The sequence below is a fragment of the Micromonospora wenchangensis genome (genome assembly GCF_002210435.1).
GTDB lineage: Bacteria > Actinomycetota > Actinomycetes > Mycobacteriales > Micromonosporaceae > Micromonospora > Micromonospora wenchangensis.
On the sequence record NZ_MZMV01000051.1, the window covers coordinates 1 to 21951 of the forward strand.

Below are 21951 nucleotides of genomic sequence, written 5' to 3' on the forward strand. Positions count from 1 at the left end.
CCCCCGCCCACCACGCCGCCGCCCACCACACCCCCGCCCACCACGCCGCCGCCGACCACCCCGCCGCCCACGACGGGCCCGTGGCCGCCGTCGTCCACCTTCAGCAACCCGGTGATCTGGCAGGACTTCGCCGACATCGACATCCTGCGGGTCGACGACACCTACTACTACTCGGCGTCGACCATGCACTACTCCCCCGGCGCCCCGGTGCTGCGCTCCTACGACCTGGTCAACTGGGAGTTCGCCGGCCACTCGGTGCCCAAGCTTGACTTCGGCCAGAAGTACGACATGTCCGGCGGCCGGGCGTACGTCGACGGGATCTGGGCGTCGTTCCTGGGCTACCGCAAGAGCAACAAGACGTTCTACTGGGGCGGTTGCGTCGACTTCAGCAAGACCTACATCTACACCGCGCCGTCGGCCGAGGGACCGTGGACCCGGCACACCACCCTCAACAGCTGCTACTACGACGCAGGTCTGCTCGTCGACGACAACGACACCATGTACGTGGCGTACGGCAACACCAACATCAGCGTCGCCCAGCTCTCCGCCGACGGGAAGACCCAGGTCCGCTCGCAGCAGGTGTTCACCACCCCGTCGAGCGTGGGCACCCTGGAGGGGGCCCGGTTCTACAAGCGCAACGGCAGCTACTACATCTTCCTCACCCGGCCGGCCAACGGTCAGTACATCCTCAAGGCGTCCAGCCCGTTCGGGCCGTACACGATGCAGCAGGTGCTGCTGAACCTGCCCGGACCGATCTCCGGCGGCGGCGTGCCGCACCAGGGTGGTCTGGTGCAGACGCAGAACGGCGACTGGTACTACATGGGCTTCCAGGACGCCTACCCCGGCGGCCGGGTGCCGGTGCTCGCCCCGGTCACCTGGAACTCCAGCGGCTGGCCGGTGATCCAGCTCGTCAACAACGCCTGGGGCGGGTCGTACCCGTACCCGAACGTGCCCCGGCCGCCGCGCCAGGTCAAACCGATGATCGGCACCGACACCTTCGCCGGCACCACCCTCGGACCGCAGTACGAGTGGAACCACAACCCGGACAACTCGAAGTGGTCGGTCAACGACGGGCTGCGGCTACAGACCGCGACCGTGACCAACGACCTCTACTCCGCGCGCAACACGCTGACCCACCGCATCCAGGGACCGAGGTCCACCGCCACCATCGAACTCGACTACTCCACCATGCGCGACGGTGACCGCAGCGGCCTGGCGATGCTGCGCGACCAGTCGGCCTGGATCGGCGTGCGGCGGGACAACGGCGCGACCCGGGTCGCCGTGGTCAACAACCTGACCATGGACAGCAACTGGAACACCACCAGCACCGGCACCGAGGTCGCCGGGGCCGGCATCTCCGGCGGCCGGATCTGGCTGCGGATCAACGCCGACATCAGTCCCGGCTCGGGCCGGCAGGCCCGCTTCTCGTACAGCACCGACGGGGTGAACTTCACCTCGCTCGGCCCCGCGTTCACCCTCAACAACGCCTGGCAGTTCTTCATGGGCTACCGGTTCGCCATGTTCAACTACGCCACCAGCTCCCTCGGTGGCGCGGTGACCGTCCGGAAGTTCGACCTGGCCAAGTCGTAGGGCCCGTCCCTCCTCGCCGGCCGACCACCCCCGTGGTCGGCCGGCGAGGCGTATCCCCACCCCCGACAGGAGCACCGCCATGTCCGCCTCACACCACCCCCGGTCGGCTGTCCCGCCCGCCACCACAGCCCGTACCGCCCCGCCGTCGCGCCGCCGTCCCGGCCGCACCCGGACGGCGGCGCTGCTCGTGCTGGCCCTGCTGGCCAGCCTGCTGAGCGCCGCCGCCCCGGCCGGGGCCGCCCCCGCCGTGCGGGCGACCAACCCGCTGGTCGCGCAGCGCGCCGACCCGCACATCGTCAGGCACACCGACGGCTACTACTACATGACCGCCACCGCCCCCGAGTACGACCGGATCGTGCTGCGCCGGGCCACCACCCTCCAGGGCCTGTCCACCGCCCCGGAGACCGTGATCTGGTGGCGGCACACCAGCGGCATCATGGGCGCCCACATCTGGGCCCCGGAGATCCACTTCATCGACGGCCGCTGGTACGTCTACTTCGCCGCCGGCGCCACCGACAACGTCTGGGCGATCCGGATGTACGTCCTGGAGGGCACCGGGGCGAACCCGCTGACCGCGAGCTGGGCCGAGAAGGGACAGATCCGCACCCCCTGGGAGACCTTCGCGCTGGACGCGTCGACGTTCGTCAGCAACGGGGTGCGCTACCTGATCTGGGCCCAGGCCGAGCCGGGCATCGCCACGAACTCCAACCTCTACATCGCCCGGATGGCCAACCCGTGGACGCTCAGCGGCTCCCCCACCCGGATCGCCGTGCCCACCCTGGACTGGGAGATGCGCGGCGGGGTGAAGGTCAACGAGGGACCGACCGTGCTGCAACGCAACGGCCGGATCTTCCTCACCTACTCGGCGAGCGCGACCGACGCCAACTACTGCCTCGGGATGCTGACCGCCTCGGCGGGCAGCGACCTGCTCCGGGCCTCGTCCTGGGTGAAGTCGCCGCAGCCGGTCTTCACCAGCAACTCCGCGACCGGCCAGTGGGGGCCGGGACACAACTCGTTCACCGTCTCCGAGGACGGGCAGAGCGACATCCTCGTCTACCACGACCGCAACTACCGGGACATCAGCGGTGACCCGCTGCGCGACCCCAACCGGCGCACCCGCATCCAGAAGGTCTACTGGAACGCCGACGGCACCCCGAACTTCGGCATCCCGGTGCCCGACGGGGCCACCCCGGTCCGGCTGCGGTCGGACAACCTGCCCGACCGGTTCGTCCGGCACTGGGAGTACCGGGCCCGGCTGGAGGCGAACGTGACCAACCTCGCCGACTCGCAGTTCCGCCTGGTGCCCGGCCTGGCCGGCGGCAACACGGTCTCCCTGGAGTCCACCAACTTCCCGGGCTACCACCTGCGGCACCGCAACTGGGAGGTGTGGGTCGAGCGGGACGACGCGTCGTCGACGTACCGCGCCGACGCCAGTTTCGTGCAGCGGCCCGGCCTGTCCAACGCCGCCGGGGTGTCGTACGAGGCCGTCAACTATCCCGGCCAGTACCTGCGGCACAGCAACGGCCTGCTCTACCTGCGGACCGTCACCGACGCCACCGGCAACGCCGAGGCCACGTTCGTGCTGGAGTGACCGTCGCCCGCCGGGCCGTCCGAGCCGGGCGGCCCGGCGGCTGCGTCCGAGGTGGACGACCCGGCGGGGTGGGGCGTCCGGGTGGTGGATCCGGTACGCAAGGGTGATCACGTAGGGACGGAGCGCTACCCGGTCATCGCCTATAGTGGCGTCCATGCCTAGCCGAGCCGTGATGTCGGTCGATGAGGCGCGGGCCTGGCTCGCCGAGGTCATCTCCGGCGCCGAGCGCCTGCGCCTGGAGTCGGTCGACGACGACCGGGTCGTCGCGGTGACCGGCCCCGACTGCCTCGAACTCCGCCTCGACGGCACGATCTCCGGGCCGGCCATGTTCTGGGCGATGGACCTCACCGGCTTCGTCGCGGTCACCGTGCTGATCGGCCCGGCTCCGGCGATGGTGCTGGCGCACAGCAGCATCAGCTTCCTCGAACCGGCCGAGCCCGGCGAGCTGCGGGTCACCGCCGAAGTGATCAAGCTGGCCAGCCGGTCGGCGGTGGTGCAGGCCCGCGCCAGCGACCGCCGGGGCACGCTGGTGGCCGCGTCCACCCTGCACTTCGCGCTGCCGTCGCGGGCCACCCGGGCGGCCCTGCGCGCCGAGCAGGCCGTCCGCGCCGGAAGCTGACCCACCGGTCGTGCCGACCGGTTCAGCCGGCGGCCGGGCCCCCGGCGGCTCAGTCCGGGCGGTCCACCACGTGGGTGCGCCGCTGCCACGGGTAGGTCGGCAGCGGGGCCACCACCCGGCCCTTCGGCGTCGGCACCGGATCGTCCGCACCGAGCACCCGCACGTCCGGGTGGTCCGTGCCAGCCGCCACCGCGGTCAGCGCCTCGGCCGCCTGCACCGGGCCGGACGCCCGCACCCACACCGCGTGCGCCAGCCGGGTCCGTCCCCCGGCGGCGGTGCCGGCGAACGCCGGGAAGTCCGCCGCCGGCAACCCGGCCAGCCGGTCGGCGTAGCGGCGGGCCAACGCGGCGAGCGCCGGCCCGGTGGCCGCCGACACCGGGAACCCGTCCACCGGCGGCGGCACGGCCGGCGGCACCGGCGGGGCGGGCGACAGCACCGCGAAGGCGTTCGTGCCGCTCATCCCGTACGAGCTGGTCGACGCGCAGGCCCCGAACCGGTCGTCCCAGGCGAGCGGGGCCACCGGGATCTCGATGCCGGTGCCGGTGAGGTCGATGCGCGGATTGAGGGTGCGGAAGTTGGCCTGCGGGGCGATGGTGCGCCGGTGCAGGCAGAGCACCGCCTTCACCAGCCCGAGCACCCCGGCGGCGGACTCGGTGTGGCCGATGTTGCCCTTCACCGAACCCACGTGCAGCGGCGGGCCGTCGGCGCGGCCCAGCGCCGCCGCGACCGCCGACATCTCGGCCGGGTCACCCAGCGGGGTCCCGGTGCCGTGCGCCTCGTGGTAGCCGACCTCACCGGGGGCGATCCCGGCGGCGGCCAGCACCGCGTCGATCAGCCCGGCCTGGGCCGCCACGTTCGGCGTGGTGAACGTCGCCGTCCGGCCGTCGTGGTTGATCCCGGTGCCGCGCAGCACCGCGAGCACCCGGTCGCCGTCGCGCTGCGCGTCGGCCAGCCGCTTGAGCAGCAGCATCGCGCAGCCCTCACCCCTGACGAACCCGTTGGCGTCGGCGTCGAACGGACGCGACCGGCCGTCCGGCGACAACGCGCCGGTCTGCGCCACCGACCGGGTGGTGCTCGGGGCGAGGATCAGGTTGACCCCGCCGGCGACCGCCGCGTCACAGTCACCCGCCGACAGCGCCCGCGCCGCCGTGTGCACCGCCACCAGCGACGACGAGCAGGCCGTGTCCAGCGCGAACACCGGCCCCTGCAACCCCAGGGTGTACGCGATCCGCCCGGCGGTGAAGCTGTGCCCGTTGCCGATCGTCCAGTACGAGTTCGGATCCCCGGTCAGCCACTGCCGGTAGTCCCGGCCGGTCACCCCGACGAAGACCCCGGTGCTGCCGGCCACGGTGGCGACCGGGATCGCGGCGTCCTCGAACGCCTCCCAGACCACCTCGAGCAGCAGCCGGTGCTGCGGGTCGAGGACCCGGGCCTCCCGGGGCGAGATGCCGAAGAACTTCGCGTCGAAGTCGAACACGGCGTCGAGGTAGCCGCCCCGGGTGACCATGCCGTCCCACTGCGTGCCGAACCCGGCCCGGCGGTCGTCGGGCAGCTCGCCGGTGAGGTCCCGGCCGGCGAGGAGCGCCGACCAGTACGCGTCGGGGCTCGACACCCCGCCGGGCGCGCGGACCGCCATCCCGACGACCGCGATCGGGGTGGGCACTACAGCACCCGGCGCATCCAGCCGTGGGGGTCGTCAGCCCGGCCGGTCTGGATGTCGAGCAGCCGCTCCCGGAACTGCTGGGTGTACTTGCCCGGCGCCCCGTCACCGATGGTGAGGGCGAACTCGTCGCTCTTGAGCCCGACGATCGGCGTGATCACCGCCGCCGTACCGGCCGCGAACGCCTCGGTCATCGACCCGTCGGCGAACCCGGCGCGCATCTCGTCCAGGTCGATGGTGCGCTGCACCGGCTCCAGCCCGTGCTCGGCGGCGAGGGTCAGCACACTGTCGCGGGTCACCCCGTCGAGGATGGTGCCCAGGCCGGGAGTGAGCAGCTGGTGGTCGCGGGTGACGAAGAAGACGTTCATGGTGCCCGACTCGTCGATGCTGCGCCGCCCCTCGCCGCCCAGGTAGAGCACCTGCTCGCAGCCGTGGCCGAGGGCCTCCCGCTGCGGGGCGAGACTGGCCGCGTAGTTGCCGCCACACTTGGCCGCGCCGGTGCCACCGATCGAGGCCCGGCTGTAGGTGGTGCTGACCCAGAGCGTGACGCCGGTGACCCCGTTGGGGAAGTACGACCCGGCCGGGCAGGCCAGCACGCAGTAGGTGACGTGCTGGGCGGGACGCACCCCGAGGAACGCCTCCGAGGCGAACATGAACGGGCGCAGGTAGAGGCTCTGCTCACCGCCGTACGGCGGGACCCACGCCTCGTCGGCGCGGACCAGCGCGGCCACGCTCTCGACGAAGGTCTCCTCGTCCAGCTCGGGCAGGACCATCCGGCGGGCAGACGCGGCGAACCGGCGCGCGTTGAGTTCCGGGCGGAACAGCCAGATGCTGCCGTCGGCGTGCCGGAACGCCTTGAGCCCTTCGAGGATCTCCTGCGCGTAGTGCAGCACCGCCGCGCCGGGGTGCATGGTGAACGGCTCCAGCGCGCCCACCCGGTGGTCGTGCCAGCCGGCGTCGGGCGACCACACGGCGGTGGCCATGTGGTCGGTGAAGTAGCGGCCGAAACCCGGGTCGGCGAGGATCTCCTCCCGGGTCTGCGGCGGGGTGGGGTGGTCGGTGGGGCTCAGTGGGAACTGCGCGGTCATCCGGACTCTCCTCGCGACGGGGTATCGGTGAACACGACGACGCAGTTCTGCCCGCCGAAGCCGAAGGCGTTGGTGAGCGCCGCCCGCACCGGCGTCTCCCGGGCCTGGTGGGGCACGTAGTCCAGATCGCAGTCCGGATCGGGCTGGTGCAGGTTGACCGTCGGCGGGACGACGCCCTCGCGGATCGCCAGGGCGCACACCATCGCGCCGAGGGCGCCCGCCGCGCCGATCAGGTGCCCGAGCATCGACTTGGGCGCGCTGACGGCGACCCGGTCGGCCGCCGTCCCGAGGGCCGCCCGGATGGCGACCGTCTCGGTCAGGTCGTTGGCCTTCGTCGAGGTGCCGTGGGCGCAGATGTAGTCGACCTCGTCGGGGTGGACCCCGGACCGGTCGAGCGCCTGCCGGATCGCCTCGGCGGCGAACACCCCGCCGGGGCGGGGGGCGCTGACGTGGAACGCGTCGCTGGTCAGCGCGCCCCCGGCGACCGTCGCGTACGGGGTGACGCCCCGGCGACGGGCGTACGCGGCGGACTCCAGCACCAGGATCACCGCCCCCTCGCCGAAGACGAAGCCGTCCCGGTCGGCGGCGAAGGGCCGGCTCGCGCCGGTCGGGTCGTCGTTGCGCTGGGACATCGCCCCCATGCTCACCAGACCGGCGAACATGGCCGGGGTGATCGCCGCGTCGGTGCCCCCGCAGATGACCACGTCGGCCTCCCCGGACAGGATCAACCGGCGGGCGTCGAGCAGCGCGTACGCGCCACTGGCGCAGGCCAGCGCGCTGGCGTTGACCGGCCCGTGCGCGCCCACCTCGATGGCGACCTCGCACGCCGGCATGTTGGTCAGCGAGGACGGCACGAAGTGCGACAGGGGCGCGGTCGACTCGGGGGCGAGCAGCCCGCGTACGGTGGCCTCGACGGTGTCGAAGCCGGCGACCGCGGCGTTGACCACCACGCCGACCCGGGCGGCGTTGCCGGCGTCGACGGTGAGCCCGGCGTCGGCGACCGCCTCGCGGGTGGCGACCACCGCGAACTGGCTGAACCGGGCCATCCGCCGCAGCTGCTTGCCGGTGAAGTGCTCGGCCGGCGCGAAGCCGCGCACCTCGGCGGCGATCCGGGTGGGCAGCGCGCCGGCGTCGAAGGCGGTGACCGGGCCGACGCCGGACTTGCCGGCGAGCAGGCCCTGCCAGGTGCTGTCGCGGTCGAGGCCGAGCGGCGTGACGGCGCCGATCCCGGTGATGACGACGTCGTCGGTCATCATCTCGCCGTCGCCCCCCAGCATCGCGCCCCGGCTCCGTTCTTCCGCCACCGAACGACCGATAGAACACTATCAGTCACCATCGACGCCCGGCATCCGTCCACGGCATCCGGTGACCCGCCCGCCGCCCTACGCATCGCGCCCCGATCCCCGGGCGAGCACCGGCACGTCCCGCCAGGCGTCCGGCCCGGCTCCGGCGGGCGGCGCGGACCGGCAGACCACGTACCCGGTCGGCGCGGCCACCCCGGGCCGGCCGGGCAGCGCGTCGAGGACCCGCCGGTGCAGTTCCCGCGGCGAGCCGTCGGGGACGGCCACGTACACCGTCACCCCGCCGTCGCCCGCCGGGTCGACGAGGGCCGCCGCGGGGACGCCCCCGGCCACCTCGCCGACCAGGTCCGCCACCGCCTGCGGGCGGACCCAGCCGGCCGGGGTGGACACCCAGTCGCTCCCCCGACGGGCCGGGGTCAGGCCGATCCGCCCGGCGATCTCGGCGACCCGCACCTCCCCGGTGACCGCGTCGCACAGCAGCGTCTCGATCCCCCGGATGACGGTCTCGCCGAGCGACCCCGGCAGGTACGCCGTGTCGACCAGCAGGCCGAGCCGGCAGCGGCCGTCACCCAGGTTGCTGGCGGCGACGTAGAACCTCATGTCGCTCTTGGACAGCGGTTCCAGCCGGGAGTAGCGGGAGTCCCGGCGCAGCACGGCGAGCCGGTCCGGTCCCGGGTCCGGGTCGGGCGTGGCCCAGTCGCTGCCCCGGTGCCCGTTGTTGAAGTAGGCGGACAGGTCGAACGCCACCCCGCGCCGCCGGCCGACCCGCTCGACCACCTGGCGCACCCCGGCCGGGTCGCACGGGGCCCGCCGGTACGCGTCGAACGCCGGCCGGTGCAGGTTGCGGATCGCGGTCAGCAGGTCGACGTCGTCGTCGACCCGGTGGACCAGCAGGGCGTCCAGGGTGTTCAGGGCGATCAGGTCGCGGCTGTCCCGGTCCAGCCGGTTGCCGGCGATCAGCTTGAACACGGCGGTGCGGTGCCCGTTGTAGGCGGTCAGGATCAGGGTGGTCAGGCCGAGCAGCACGGTCGAGAACGAGGTGCGGGTCCGGGTGGCCAGCGCGGTCGCCGCCGCGGTGACTGCCGTGGAGTCCAGCAGGTGCCGTTCGATGGGCTGGTCACCGGTCGGCGCGGTCGGCAGGTCGAACATGGAGGCCGGCGCGGCGGACAGCCCCTCCTCCCAGTGCCGCAGCCCCGCTGCGCTGGTCTGCTGGCCGGCGGCCGACTGCTGGAAGGCGGCCTGCGCCAACGGCTGCGGCACCCGGTCGGCCCGGCGCACGGTCCCGTCCGACGGCGACGCGTCGGGGTCCGCCCCGGTGAGCCGGTCGAGCAGCACGTCGGTGAGGGTGGTGAAGGCCCAGCCGTCGAACGCCAGGTGGGAGCCGACGAGGGCGACGGCGCTGATCCGGCCGGCCCGGTCCCGGGCGCAGCCGACCCGCAGCGGCCACTGCGCCTCGTGGTCGAACGCCGCCTCGGTCAGCGTGGCGACCAGCTCCTCACCGACCCGGGCCGGTTCGCCCTGGTCGTCGACCACCACCACGTCGTACGTCCCGGTGGCGGCGACCTCCTGGCGCGGCCCGTCGGCCCGCTGGACGTACCGGGTGCGCAGGGTCTGGTGCGTCGCGACCAGGTGTCGCAGCACGGCGGCCAGCCGGCCCGGGTCGACCGGTTCGGGCAGCACCAGGGCCCGCCCGATGTTGAACTGGCTCGCCTCCTTGCCGAACCACTGCATCGGCCCCCACATGACGCTCTGCGCCCAGGTCAGCGGGCCCGTGCCGGCCCCCTGGCCGGTGAACGTCAGGCTGAGTGTGCCCGCGCTGGTGCTGGTGTCGGTCACCCGTTCCCCCCTTTCCACGGTCCTCGTACCCGCTACGCCCGCGCGAACGGGCCGGACGACCTCGGCGTGAGCCGCAGCGGCAGGTGGTCGAGCCCCCGGAACGCCGGACTTTTGACCTTGACCAGCTCACCGATCAGTTCGATGTCGTCGGTGCGGTCGAGCAGCATCCGCAGGAACGTGGTGGCCTGCAGGCGGGCCAGGTGCGCGCCGACGCAGGTGTGGATGCCCGCCCCGAAGCCGAGGTGACCGTCGGTCACCCGGTCGATCCGGTAGTCGTTGGGGGCGGGGAACTTGCGCGGGTCCCGGTTGCCGGCGGCGAACGACAGCTCCACCCGGGCGCCCTGCGGGATGGTGGTGTTGCCGACCACCACGTCGGTCGTGGCGGTACGGAAGACGTTCTGCACCGGCGGGTAGAACCGGGCCGTCTCCTCGATCGTCGGCCCGATCAGCTCCGGCCGCTCGCGGACCAGGCGCAACTGGTCGGGGTGGTTGAGCAACGCGTCGAGCATGTTGCCCAGGAAGTGGGTCATCGTCTCCTGCCCGCCGACCAGCAGGGTGAGGCACAGCCAGAGGATCTCGTTCTCGGTCACCCCGCCGGAGGCCGCGGCGGCGAACAGCTTCGACACCACGTCGTCGCGGGCCGGCTCGTCGCGCCGCCGGGTGAGCAGGTTGCCCAGGTAGCCGGAGAGGCCGGCGACCGACGACAGCGCCGCCTTCGCGGCCTGCAACCGCAGCGCGTTCTCGTCCGGGTCCTCCGGGGCGTCCTCGCCGACCTTCGCGTTGGCGATGAAGCTCTCCAGCACTCCTGCGGTGAGCTTGAGCTTGGCGAGGTTGTCGTCGGGCACCCCGACGATGGTGGTGATGACCTTCACCGGTTGCAGGATGATCGCCTGCTGGACGAGGTCGATGTCACCGGTGGCCACGGCCTCGTCGAGCAGGTCGCCGCAGACCCGCTCGATGAACGGCCGCCAGAACTGCACCCCGCGCGGGGAGAAGTCGTGCCGGATCAGGGCGCGCAGCCGGGTGTGGTCCGGCTGGTCGAGCCCGAACAGCACCGGCAACGTCGAGCGGTGGTAGGCGATCCCGTCGGCCGAGGACAGGCCGGCGTGGTTCTTCGCCGCCGACCGGACGTGCTCGTAGCGGATCACCAGCCACATGTCGCGCTGGGCCAGGTACAGCGGCTCCTCGGCGCGCAGCAGCTCGGCGTAGGCGGGGTACGGGTCGTCCATGGACTCGGGCGAGAAGGGGTCGAACTCGTCGGTCTGGGTCGCGCTGGTCACTGCCATGTCCTCCGGAGTCGTTGGGGGCCGGTCACCGGTACGCCCTGGCCTGTAGCTCGAACATCTCGGCGTACTGACCCCCGGCGGCGAGCAGGTCGGCGTGGCTGCCGGCCTCGGCGACAGCGCCGTCGGCGAGCACCACGATCAGGTCGGCCAGTTGCACGGTGGAGAACCGGTGGGACACGAACACGCTGACCGCACCGGTCCGGGCGGCCACCTCCCGGGCCTGCTCGCGGTAGCGGGCGAACAGGGCGTACTCGGCCTCCGCGTCGAGCGCGGCGGTCGGCTCGTCCAGCACCACCAGCAGCGGGTCGTCGCGCATGAACGCCCGGCCGAGGGCGAGCTTCTGCCACTGGCCGCCGGACAGTTCCGCCCCGTCGGTGTGGCTGCGGCCCAGCGGGGTGTCGAGTCCCTCGTCGAGCTGCCCGACCAGGTCGTCGGCGCCGGCCCGGCCCAGCGCCGTGCGTACCGCCTGGTCGTCGTCGCGGCGGGGCAGGTCGCCGACGCCCACGGCCTGCCGGGCCGGCAGCTCGAAGCGGACGAAGTCCTGGAAGCCGGCGGCGATCCGCTCACGCCAGGCCGGCAGGGACAACCCGGCCAGCTCGACGCCGTCGACGAGGATCCGGCCGGACGTCGGCGTCAGCAGGCCGCAGAGCAGCTTGACCAGGGTGGTCTTGCCGGCGCCGTTCTCGCCGACCACGGCGACCGTGGCACCGGCCGGCAGGTGCAGGTCGAGACCGGTGACCACCGGTTCCGTACCACCGGGGTAGCGCAGCGTGACCCCGGCCAGCCGGATACCCTCCCGCAGCCGGGCCGGCGGCGCACCGACGGCGACAGCCGACCCGAGAGCGACGGCCGACCCGGCGGCGGCGTGGCCGGGCGACGGGTCGCCGGGCGACGGGTGCCGGTCGGCGGCCCGGACCAGGTCGTGCACCTCGTCGAGCCGGCGGTAGACGCTGCGTAGCCGCTGGAGGTCCTGCAACACCCCGACCGCCGCGGCGACCTGCTGGTTGACCTGGGCGGCGATGGTGACGACCAGGACGACGTCACCCACCCCGCGACGGCCGGCCACGGCGTCGCGCAGGATCAGCAGCACCGCCAGCACGTACCCGGCGGCGAACGCCAACTGCCCGGTCATCCGGACCAGGCTCGCCACCAGCTGGGCCCGCCACAACCGTCGGGTGGCGTCCTGCCAGTGGCCGCGGTGCCGCCGCCGCACCTCCCCGGTGAGCCCGAAGACGCGCAGTTCCTTGCCGGCGGCGGCGTCGGTGGCCAGCCCGAACAGTCCGGCCGCCCGGCGGGTGGACTCGGCTCCCGCCTCCCGGGCGCGGTTCACCATCCGCTCCGCCCACCGGCCGGCCAGCAGCGGCGGCACGGCGGCCAGCGGCAACAGCAACAACAGCGGATGGAGCACGGCCAGCACCACCGACGTCAACGTCATCGCCACGGCCAGGCCGACCCCGGTCAGCACGGCCTGCAGGCCGACCCGGAGCTGCTCGACGTCCTGCTCCAGCACGGTGATCTTGTCGGCGAACTCGGACCGTTCGAAGTGCGCCATCCCCGGTGTGCCGTTGGTGGCATCCATCAGCTCCTGGTGCACGTGCAGGACGTCGAGTTCGGCGAGTTCGAAGTAGGCGATGTGGGCGAAGTGGCCGAGGGTCAGGCCGGCGATCAGGCCGACCGCCACGCCCACCCCGGCGAGACTCGCGGCGACCGGCCGGCCGGCGGTGACCGCGTCGAAGAGCACCCGCAGCAGCACCGCCACCAGCGGCCACGCCACCGCACCCGCGACGACCAGGACCAGCGCGGTGAGCGCCTTGCGCCGGTCCTGGCGCAGCGACGTGCGCCACAGCGCCCAGCCGGCGGAGAGCAGACCCCGGTTCACCTGACGCTCCGTGTCGACCCGACGTCCACCGCGCCGCCGTCCGGATCGTCGGCCGACGGGTCGGCCCCGGCCCCGTCGACGGTCGGAGGGTCGGCGGCGGGGGTGGCGAAGCGTTCCGCCTGGAGGGTGAACAGCCGGGCGTACCGGCCGCCCCGGGCGAGCAGTTCCGCGTGCGAGCCCTGCTCGACCACCCGACCCTCGGCCAGCACGACGATGTGGTCCGCCCGGCGGACGGTGGCGAACCGGTGCGAGATCAGGATGGTGGTGACCCCCGTGGTGGCGGCGATGATCTCGTCGAAGAACCGCGCCTCGGCCCGGACGTCCAGGCTGGCCGTCGGCTCGTCGAGGACCAGCACCGACGCGCCGTGCCGGATGGCGAACAACGCCCGCGCGATGGCCACCCGCTGCCACTGCCCGCCGGACAGGTCCACCCCGTCGCGCAGCTGCCCGCTCAGCGGGGTGTCGAGTCCACGGGGCAGCGCGTCGAGGGTGGCGAGGATGCCGGCGGCCTCGGCGGCGGCCCGGATGCCGTCCCGGTCGTCGGCGTGCCGGACCGCCCCCAGCGCGATGTTGTCCGCCGCGCTCGTGGCGTACCGCAGGTAGTCCTGGAAGATGACGGCGAGCTCGCGTCGCCAGCGGGCCGTCGGGAGCGTGTCGATCGGCCGACCGCCGACGGTGATCCGGCCCGCGTCCGGCAGCGCCAGCCGGGACAGCAGCTTGACCAGCGTCGTCTTGCCGGCGCCGTTGAGCCCGACGATGGCGGTGCACGCCCCCGCCGGCAGGGTGAGATCCAGGTCGGTGAAGACCGGCGTCGCGCGGTGCGGGTAGCGGAACGACACCGCCTCGAACCGGATGTCCGCCGCCGGGGCGGGCTCCGCCGCCGCCGCCGAAGCAGGGTCGTCGCCGGCCGGGCCGTCGCCGGCCGCGTCGTCACCGGGGGACGTCCGGTCGCGCATCCCGGCCCGGAACTCGCCGACGGCCCGGTAGGCGTTCATGCCGAACTGGGTCTGCACGTCGGCCTCGGGATAGAACTCGCCGAGCTGCACCCCCGCCAGCACCGCCTGGATCACCAGCGCGAGTTGGGTCAGCCCCACCCGGCCCTGCCCGCCGGCCAGCCCCAGCGCGGCGAGGACCGCGACCAGGACCGTCAACCCGACGGCGGTGTAGAGGAAGTACGGCCGCAGGTAGACCCGTCGCCGCTGCGCCCACACCGGACGCATCCAGTCCAGGTACGCCTGCCGGTACTGCCCGCGCAGCCACGGCAGCAGACCGAACACGCGGATCTCCTTGGCGGCCGGCCGGCCCATCGCCACGCCCCGGAAGTAGGTCAACCGGCGGACCCGGGCCACGATCGCCCCGTAGATCGCCGCGTAGCGGCGCAGGCCGCCGCGTTGACCGTGCCGGAACGCGAGCACGGCGACCAGCAGACCGAACCCCGCCGCCCAGGCGAAGGCGGCCCCGACGACCACCGCGTACCCGAGGAGCTGCCCGTAGCGGGCGAGCAGGGCCAGCATCCCGGCCCCCGCCGCACCCGGGCTCTGGATGCCGTGCTCGACCTCACGGGACGCCTCGGTGAGCTGTTCGAGCAGCGCCTGGTCCTCAAGCGGGGTGGTGCTGGTGCTGCCCAGCGCGGCCGCCATCAGCTCGTCGGCCACCGCGCCGTCGATCCGACGCTGCACCAGCAGACCCGTGGTGGCCTGGAGCTGGGCCAGCAACTGCTGGGCGCTGAGCGCACCGGCGGCCACCACGAAGGCCGTCACCAGGTGCCCGAAGGCCGGCGACTCGACGCCGTCGCGGACCGCCTGCGGCAGCCGGCCGATCATCCGGCTCGTCGCGACGACGAACACCACAGGCGCGGCGGCGAGCAGCAGGTTGACCAGCGCGGCGGCGGCCACCGCCGGGACCCCCGCCCGGGGCAGCAGGGTGACGATGCGCCACCGGTCCACGGCGGTCCGGCGGACCACCCCGGCCACGACGCCGGCCGTCGTCGGGTCGCCGGTCATGCCGGCTCCCCGACCCGCTGGGTCCGCACGGCCCGCTGGAACGCCAGCGCCGCGTCGTGCCCCTCGGCGAACGCCCGGACCGCGTCCAGCCCGCCGGTGTCCCGGGCACCGCCGACCACCCGGTGCCACACCCCGGCCCGGCGTACGGTGCGCACCAGGGCGTCGGCGGGCAGTTGGCCGGCGGCGACCACCACCGTGTCGGCGGGCACCGACCGGACCGCTCCGGTGCCGTCGACCAGGCGTACGGCGTCGGGGTCGACACGCAGGTCCCGCACGCCCGGCACCACCTGGACCCCGCGGCGGCGCAACTCGGCCAGCACCGCCCAGCGGGTGGAGCGGCCCATCCGGGGGCCGAGCCGTTCGCCGCGCAGCAGGACGGTGACCTGCCGGTCCGGACGCTGGCTGGCCAGGTGGGCGAGGTCCACGGCGATGCCACCGCCGCCGATCACGACGACCCGCTGCCCGAGCGCGTCGTCGGCGAAGGCCGAGCCGTAGTCGCGGACGTGCGGCAGCCCGTCGCCGGGCAGGTCGATGCGGCGTGGCAGCACCCCGGTGGCGACGATCACCCCGTCGTGGCGGCGCAGCAGGTCCTCGTCGGCGTCGGTGATCCGCCGGCCGGTGTGCAGTTGCGCGCCGAGCCGGGTCAGCTCGGCGGTGAGGAACCGGATCGTCTCGGCGTAGTCGGCCTTGCCCGGCACCCGGTAGGCCAGCCGGAACTGGCCGCCGGGCTCCCCGTCGGCCTCGTAGACGGTGACCCGGTGCCCGGCGAGGGCCAGGTCGTGGGCGGCGCGCAGCCCGGCCGGGCCGGCACCGACCACGGCCACCGTCCGTGGCCCGTCCACCGGCGTCGACCCGGCCCGCACCGCCGGGTCGACGTGCGGTGCGGGCCCGGCCGGCGTCGCCGGGTCGGCCTCCCGGCCGACGAGCGGGTTGACCATGCAGGACACCGCGGCCCCCACCAGCGACCGGTCGATGCACGCCTGGTTGCAGGCCACGCAGACGTTCACCGGCCGGCCGTGGCGGCTCCGCTCGACCAGGGCCGGGTCGGCCAGGAACGGCCGGGCCATCGAGACCAGGTCCAGCGGGGTGCCGGCGAGGACCGCCTCGGCCTGGGCCAGCCGGTTGATCCGGTTGCTGGCCAGCACGGGCAGCGGGCCCACCGCGGCCTTGACCGCCGCCGCGACCGGCACCCAGTGCCCCGGCGGCACCAGCGCCTGCACCGTCGGCACCGGTGACTCGTGCCAGCCGACGCCGACGTTGAGCGCGTCGGCGCCGGCGGCGGCCAGCGCGCGGGCGTACGCCGTCACGGTGTCCGGGTCGGTGCCGCCGGGCAGCAGGTCGTCGCCGGTCATCCGCATCACGACCGGGAAGTCGGGGCCCACGGCGGCCCGGACCGCCGCCACCACGGCCGTCCCGAACCGCATCCGGCGCTGCGGGTCGCCACCCCACTCGTCGTCGCGCCGGTTGGTCAGCGGGGAGAGGAACTGGTCGATCAGGTACCCCTCGGAACCCATGATCTCCACGGCGCTGAACCCGAGGTCACGGGCGTGTGCCGCGCCCCGGGCGAAGTCCTCGACGATCCGGGTGACCGCGTCGGCGGGCAGCGCGTCCGGGGTGCACCGGGAGATCGGGCTGGGCACCGCCGACGGGGCGACCGGGTGCGGGCCGCCGGGGGTCGGCTGGGCGTACCGGCCGGCGTGGAAGAGCTGGAGGGCGAGCAGGCCGCCGGCCGCGCCGACCTCCCCCGCGACCCGGCGCAGCCGGGCCCGGAAGGCGGTGTCGTCGAGCACCCCGCAGCTCGGCACGTCGGCGCCGGCCGGGTTGACCGCCGCGCCGCCGGTGACCATCAGCCCGGCGCCGCCGCGCACCCGGGCCAGGTAGAACGCGGCCAGCGCCCGGCCGCCGTCGTCCCGGTGGTCCCAGCCCAGGTGCATCGCCCCCATCACGATCCGGTGCGGCAGCACCAGCCGGCCGATCCGGCCGGGTCGCAGCACCCTGTCCAGTCCGGCCGTCATGCCAGCGGGCCACTCAGATCCCGGCTGAACGGCGGCGAGACGATCGACAGGCCGCCGTCGACCACCAGGGTCTGCCCGGTGACGTACTCGGCGGCCGGGGAGAGCAGGAAGGCGATCACGTCGGCGACCTCCTGCGCGGTGCCCATCCGCTGCTTGGGGATCAGCGGCAGCACCCCGGACAGGGGTGCCATCCCGGGCACGTCGTAGAAGTAGCCGGACGACTCGGTCTCGATGATGCCGCCGTTGACCGCGTTGACGTTGATGCCACGGCCGGCGAACTCCACGGCCATGTACCGCACCCACGCCTCGATCGCGGCCTTGGCCGCGCCCAGGTTCGCGTACGTCGGGTAGGCGCGGATGCTGCCGTAGCTGGACAGCGCGACGATCCGGCCGCCGTCGGGCATCAGCCGCACCGCCTGCTGCGCGCCGAGCACGAACGAGCGCATGTTCATCGCGTACGACCGGTCGAGGTGGTGCGGCTTGAGGTCCATGATGTTCTTGAACGAGCTGGCCGCCGCGTTGCACACGAAGTAGTCGAGGGTGCCGAACTCCTGCTCGGCCACCGCGAAGAGCCGTTCGATCTCCTCGGGCTGTTCCATGTCGGCGGCCACCGTGACGGCCCGCCCGCCGAGCTGCGTGATCTCCTTGCGGACCTGCTCGGCCAGTTCGGCGTTCTTCTTGTAGTTGACCACCACCGAGCCGCCGCCCCGGGCCAGGGTGAGTGCCAGCGCCCGGCCGATCCCCCGGGAGCTGCCGGTGATCAGCGCGGTGCGGTCCTGGAAGGCGGTCACCGGCCGGCCGCCAGGATCTCCCGGGCGATCACGGTCTTCTGGATCTCGTTGGTGCCCTCCTCGAAGCGCTGCGCGCGGGCGTCGCGGTAGACCCGTTCGATGGTGCTGCCCTCCCAGTAGCCGATGCCGCCGTGCGCCTGCAACGCCTTGTCGGTGACCCGGGTCAGCATGTCCACCGCGACCAGCTTGGCCATCGAGGACAGCGCCCCGGCGTCGCGCTGGCCCGCCTCCCAGCGGCGGGCGGCGTGCAGGGTGAGCTGCCGGGCGGCCTCGATGTCGGCGGCGTTCTCGGCGAGCGCGAACGCCACCGCCTGCCGGGCGGTCAGCGGCTTGCCGAAGGTGACCCGGTTGCCGGCGTGTTCGACGGCCAGCTCCTGCGCCCGGCGGGCCAGCCCCACGCAGGTCATCGCCACGCCGATCCGGCTCGGGGTGAGGAAGCCGCCGAGCGCGACGGCCAGCCCGTCGCCCTCCTCGCCGAGCCGGTTGGCCACCGGCACCGGCGCCCGGTCGAAGATCAGGTGCGCGTGGTCGGTGCCGCGTACGCCCATGGTGTCGGGCATCGGTTCGACCCGGACGCCCTCGACGTGCCGGTCCACCATCAGCGCCACCGTGCCGTCCTTGCCGGTGCTGCCGTCGAGCCGGGCGAACAGCAGCCAGTAGTCGCAGCTCACCCCGAAGGTGATCAGGTGCTTCTCGCCGCTGAGCAGGTAGGTGTCGCCGTCGCGTACCACGCTGGCGCGCAGGTCGGCCCCGGTGCCGGCGGTCGGTTCGGTGAGCGTGAACGCGACCCGCAGGTCCCCGGCGACCTGCGGCAGCACGAACTTCTTGCGCTGCTCGTCGGAGGCGAACTGGTCGATGGAGCGCCACACCCCGTTACAGACGTGCACGATCATCCGCAGCGACGCGTGCGACATCGAGAAGAGTTCGAGCAGGTGCAGGTACTGGGTGAAGGACAGGCCGGCCCCGCCGTAGTCGACCGGCGCGGCGAGCCGCAGGTAGCCCCGGTCGCGCAGGTCCGTCCAGAGCTGGGCGGGGACGCTGCGGTCGCGTTCGATCGCCGCCGCGTACTCCTCGCCGGGGCCCCGGACGAACGCCTCGACCTCGCGGGCCAACGTCGCGAACGACGTGCCATCGGCCTGGGTCACTCTGCCTCCTCGCCGATCGTTGCGCTGATCTGGTCACGCAACACGAACTTCTGCACCTTGCCGACCACGTTGCGGGGCAGCGCGGCCACCGTCTCCAGCCGCTCGGGCCAGTACTGCTTGGCGACCTTGTGGCCGTCGAGGAACCGCTGCATCCCGGCGAAGGTCAGCTCCGCCCGGGTCACCACGAACGCGCAGGCCCGCTCGCCGAGGCGCGGGTCGGGCATCGCCACGATCGCCACCTCGCGGACGGCGGGGTGGGTGTGCAGCAGCTGCTCCACCTCCGCCACCGGGATCTTCTCGCCGCCCCGGTTGATCACGTCGGTCACCCGGCCGGTGATCCGCAGGTAGCCGGCGTCGTCGATGGTGGCCAGGTCGCCGCTGCGGTACCAGCCGTCCGGGGTGAGCGCCGCGGCGGTCAGGTCCGGGCGGTCGAGGTAGCCGGCGAACAGGCAGTCCCCGGCGACCTCGAAGTTGCCCTCCACGCCGGGGCCGAGCACGGTGCCGGCGTCGTCGGTCACCCTGATCCGGACCCCCTCCAGCGCCCGCCCGTCGGTGCCCCAGGCGTGCGCGGGCGCGTCGGTGGGCGCGGAGAGGGTGCCCAGGCACGATTCGGTGGAGCCCCAGGCCCCGCAGACCGCCGCGCCGAGGGTGCGGGTGGCGTGCTCGGCGAGGTTGCGGGGCACCGCCGCGCCGGTGGCGACGAAGACCCGCAGCGTCGGTGGCGGCTGCCCGCCCGTCTCCACGGCCTCGACGAGGTCGGCGAGGAAGGGGGTGGCCGCCTGGACGAAGGTGGCCCGGGTGCGGTGCAGGGTGGCCAGCGCGGTCCGGCCATCCCAGACCGGTTGCAGCACCACGGGCGCGCCGATGGTGAACCCCAGCCACATGCCGTAGAGGAAGCCGGTCTGATGGGCCAGCGGTGACGGGATGAACAGCCGGTCGGCGGCGGTCAGGCCGAGGTGCCGGGCCTGCATGGCGGCGGCCCGGGTCAGCGTGTCGACGCGGTGCAGCACGCCCTTCGGCTCGCCCGACGTGCCGGAGGTGAACATGAGCTGGGCCAGGGCCGCCGGGTCGGGCCGGCGGGCGGCCGACGCCGCGTCGTCGGGCCGCTGCCGGGCCAGCGCCGGGCCGAACCACTGCCAGCGCAGGTCCGTGGTGTCCGCCGGCAGTCCTGCGGTGCCGTCCGGGGTGGCGGTGCCGTCCGGGGTGGCGGTGCCGTCCGGGGCGGTCTGGCCGGCGACGACGAGGACGTGTGCCACGCCCGGGGCGTCCGGGCCGGCCAGCATCGCCGCCGTCTCGGCGAGGTGCGCGCGGCCCCGGAACCGGTCGGGGATCACCAGCACCCGGGCCCGGGAGCGGCGCAGCAGCCGGCTCATCTCGCGTTCCCGGAAGAACGGCATCAGCGGGCAGCAGACCGCCCCGATCCGGGTGGTGGCCAGCGTGAGCACCACGAACTCCGACCAGTTGGGCAGCTGCCAGGCGACCACGTCACCGGGGCCCACGCCCAGCTCCAGCAGCAACGACGCGGCCCGGTCGGCGGCCCGGTCCAGGTCGCGCCAGCTCAGCGTCGCCCCGGCCCGGCCGGGCGAGGCCGCCTCGACCACGGCCTCGTCGTCGCCACGGGTGTCGGCGTGCCGACGGACCAGCTCGGCCACCGGGACGGCGGCCAGTTCGGCAGGCGTCGGCGGGGCGGTCGTCGGCACGGACGACGCGTCGAGGGACCGGGCCGGTGCGGCCGACGGTGCCGTTCCGGACGACGACGCGGGGGTGGTCGGCGCGGGCCCGGCACGTCGCCGACCCGCCGGCTGTGGGTCGGTGGGCCGGGGCAGGCGGCGGGCGCGGGCCCGGTCGACCGACATGTTGAGGCCGACGCCGTTCATCTGGTCGAGGAACTGCGGGAACGAGATCCGGTGGGCGTTCGGGTAGGTCAGCCGGCTCTCGCCGGTGGCCCGGGAGGCGGCCACCGCCAGCGCCATCAGCACCCGGTGGTCGTTGAACGAGGACAGGTCGGCCTCCCGCAACTGGCCGACGCCCTCGCAGACGAGCCGGTCGCCGTCGAGCCGCAACCGGCCGCCCATCCGGTTGAGTTGCAGCATCGCCGTCACCCGGTCGGACTCCTTGAGCCGTACGTGGGCCACGTGGTCGAGCACGGTGGTGCCGTGCGCGTGGGAGCCGAGGACGCTGAGCACCGGCAGCATGTCGGGCACCGCGCGGCAGTCCACCCGCACCGGGGCCAGCCGCAGCCCGTCGTGGCGCACCCGGATCCAGCCGGTCGCCGGGTCGCGGGCCAACGGCACGCCCATGGTGGTGAGGCTGTCCAGCAGGTGCGCCTCCGGATGGTCCAGCTCCCCGGCGGGAACCGCCGGCAACCCCCGGAACAGCACGTCGGACGGGTGCAGGGCGGTCGCGGCCAGGCCGAACGCGGCGGCGCCGACGTCCGGCGGCAGCCGCACCACCGCCGGGGTGGGCCGCTGGCCGGGCTCGATGTCGTACCGGCGGCCGTCCGCGCTGACCTGCACGTGCAGGCCGAACTGGCGCATCATCGCCACGGTGAGGTCGACGTAGGACCGCTCGTTGAACTCGCCCACCACCTCGACCACCGTGGGGCCGGTGGCGAACGGGCTGACCAGCAGCAGGCTGGAGATCCACTGGGAGAGCGTGCCGGGGATCTGCACCCGCCCACCGGTCGGCGGGTGGGCGGCGACCCGGATCGGCAGCAGCCCGCCGGTGGAGGTGATCTGCACGCCGATGCCCGCGAGGGCGTCGAGCAGCGGCCGGATGGGCCGCCGCCGGAAGTACTTCTGCCCGGTGATGCCGACCGGGGTCTCGGCCAGGGCGGCGAGCCCGGTCAGGAAGTAGAGCGTGGTGCCCGAGCTGCCGACCGAGACCTCCGGACGCACCGGGCGGTACCGGCCGCCCCGGACCACGAACGCGTCGTCCTCGACGGTGATGGCCGTGCCGAGGTCCCGCAACGCCCGGATGGTGTGCTGCACGTGGCCGGCGTGGCAGGCCCCGTGGATGCGACTGGTCCCGTCGGCCAGCGACGCGAGCATCAGCGCCCGGTGCGCGTGGTACTTCGACGCCGGGACGTCGAACTCGCCCACGAGTGGCTCGGCCGTGCCCTTGATGACGAGACGCACAGTCCCTCCC

Annotated in this window: 14 protein-coding genes; 3 read left to right on the plus strand and 11 right to left on the minus strand. The window is 74.0% G+C overall.

The window, feature by feature from the left end; genetic code table 11:
• From B5D80_RS24595 to B5D80_RS24605, 3 genes are all read left to right on the plus strand, one after another.
• The coding region (locus B5D80_RS24595) for a glycoside hydrolase family 43 protein (protein ID WP_158224234.1) at positions 1 to 1590 on the plus strand (1590 nt) is incomplete at its 5' end.
• 79 nt (positions 1591 to 1669) lie between these two features.
• The gene (locus B5D80_RS24600; RefSeq protein ID WP_088646312.1) at positions 1670 to 3181 is read left to right on the plus strand and encodes a family 43 glycosylhydrolase; all 1512 of its coding nucleotides are present in this window, start codon (positions 1670 to 1672) and stop codon (positions 3179 to 3181) included.
• Positions 3182 to 3335: 154 nt separating this feature from the next.
• Positions 3336 to 3800 carry a PaaI family thioesterase gene (locus B5D80_RS24605; RefSeq protein WP_088646313.1) on the plus strand — a complete coding sequence of 155 codons (465 nt, stop codon included), beginning with the start codon at positions 3336 to 3338 and terminating at the stop codon, positions 3798 to 3800.
• Between the two features lie 49 nt (positions 3801 to 3849).
• Here the strand turns inward: B5D80_RS24605 and B5D80_RS24610 are convergent, their stop codons facing one another.
• From B5D80_RS24610 to aroA, 11 genes are all read right to left on the minus strand, one after another.
• Positions 3850 to 5463, minus strand: coding sequence for a beta-ketoacyl [acyl carrier protein] synthase domain-containing protein (locus B5D80_RS24610; protein WP_245854958.1), 1614 nt, complete (start codon positions 5461 to 5463; stop codon positions 3850 to 3852).
• A complete protein-coding gene (locus B5D80_RS24615) occupies positions 5463 to 6548 on the minus strand; it encodes a branched-chain amino acid aminotransferase (RefSeq protein ID WP_088646314.1) in 1086 nt (361 codons plus the stop codon). The genes B5D80_RS24610 and B5D80_RS24615 overlap by 1 nt, the downstream gene beginning before the upstream one ends.
• Positions 6545 to 7852: a beta-ketoacyl-[acyl-carrier-protein] synthase family protein gene (locus B5D80_RS24620; RefSeq protein ID WP_245854959.1), complete on the minus strand. Its 1308-nt coding sequence runs from the start codon at positions 7850 to 7852 to the stop codon at positions 6545 to 6547. The genes B5D80_RS24615 and B5D80_RS24620 overlap by 4 nt, the downstream gene beginning before the upstream one ends.
• Positions 7853 to 7930: 78 nt before the next feature.
• Positions 7931 to 9685 carry a condensation domain-containing protein gene (locus B5D80_RS24625; RefSeq protein WP_088646315.1) on the minus strand — a complete coding sequence of 585 codons (1755 nt, stop codon included), beginning with the start codon at positions 9683 to 9685 and terminating at the stop codon, positions 7931 to 7933.
• Positions 9686 to 9717: 32 nt separating this feature from the next.
• Positions 9718 to 10965, minus strand: coding sequence for a cytochrome P450 (locus B5D80_RS24630; protein WP_144081753.1), 1248 nt, complete (start codon positions 10963 to 10965; stop codon positions 9718 to 9720).
• Positions 10966 to 10996: 31 nt separating this feature from the next.
• A complete protein-coding gene (locus tag B5D80_RS24635; protein WP_088646317.1) occupies positions 10997 to 12850 on the minus strand; it encodes an ABC transporter ATP-binding protein in 1854 nt (617 codons plus the stop codon).
• Positions 12847 to 14853, minus strand: coding sequence for an ABC transporter ATP-binding protein (locus tag B5D80_RS24640; RefSeq protein ID WP_088646318.1), 2007 nt, complete (start codon positions 14851 to 14853; stop codon positions 12847 to 12849). The genes B5D80_RS24635 and B5D80_RS24640 overlap by 4 nt, the downstream gene beginning before the upstream one ends.
• Positions 14850 to 16868 carry an oxidoreductase gene (locus tag B5D80_RS24645; protein WP_088646319.1) on the minus strand — a complete coding sequence of 673 codons (2019 nt, stop codon included), beginning with the start codon at positions 16866 to 16868 and terminating at the stop codon, positions 14850 to 14852. The genes B5D80_RS24640 and B5D80_RS24645 overlap by 4 nt, the downstream gene beginning before the upstream one ends.
• On the minus strand, positions 16865 to 17659 hold the full coding sequence (locus tag B5D80_RS24650) for an SDR family oxidoreductase (RefSeq protein WP_088646320.1): 795 nt from the start codon (positions 17657 to 17659) through the stop codon (positions 16865 to 16867). The genes B5D80_RS24645 and B5D80_RS24650 overlap by 4 nt, the downstream gene beginning before the upstream one ends.
• Entirely contained in the window at positions 17656 to 18804 is a 1149-nt protein-coding gene (locus B5D80_RS24655; protein WP_088646321.1) for an acyl-CoA dehydrogenase family protein, read from the minus strand. Before B5D80_RS24655 ends, B5D80_RS24650 begins: the two co-directional genes overlap by 4 nt.
• Positions 18801 to 21941, minus strand: a complete 3141-nt coding sequence (gene aroA, locus B5D80_RS24660; RefSeq protein ID WP_088646322.1) for a 3-phosphoshikimate 1-carboxyvinyltransferase — start codon at positions 21939 to 21941, stop codon at positions 18801 to 18803. The genes B5D80_RS24655 and aroA overlap by 4 nt, the downstream gene beginning before the upstream one ends.
• Between the last annotated feature and the right edge of the window lie 10 nt (positions 21942 to 21951).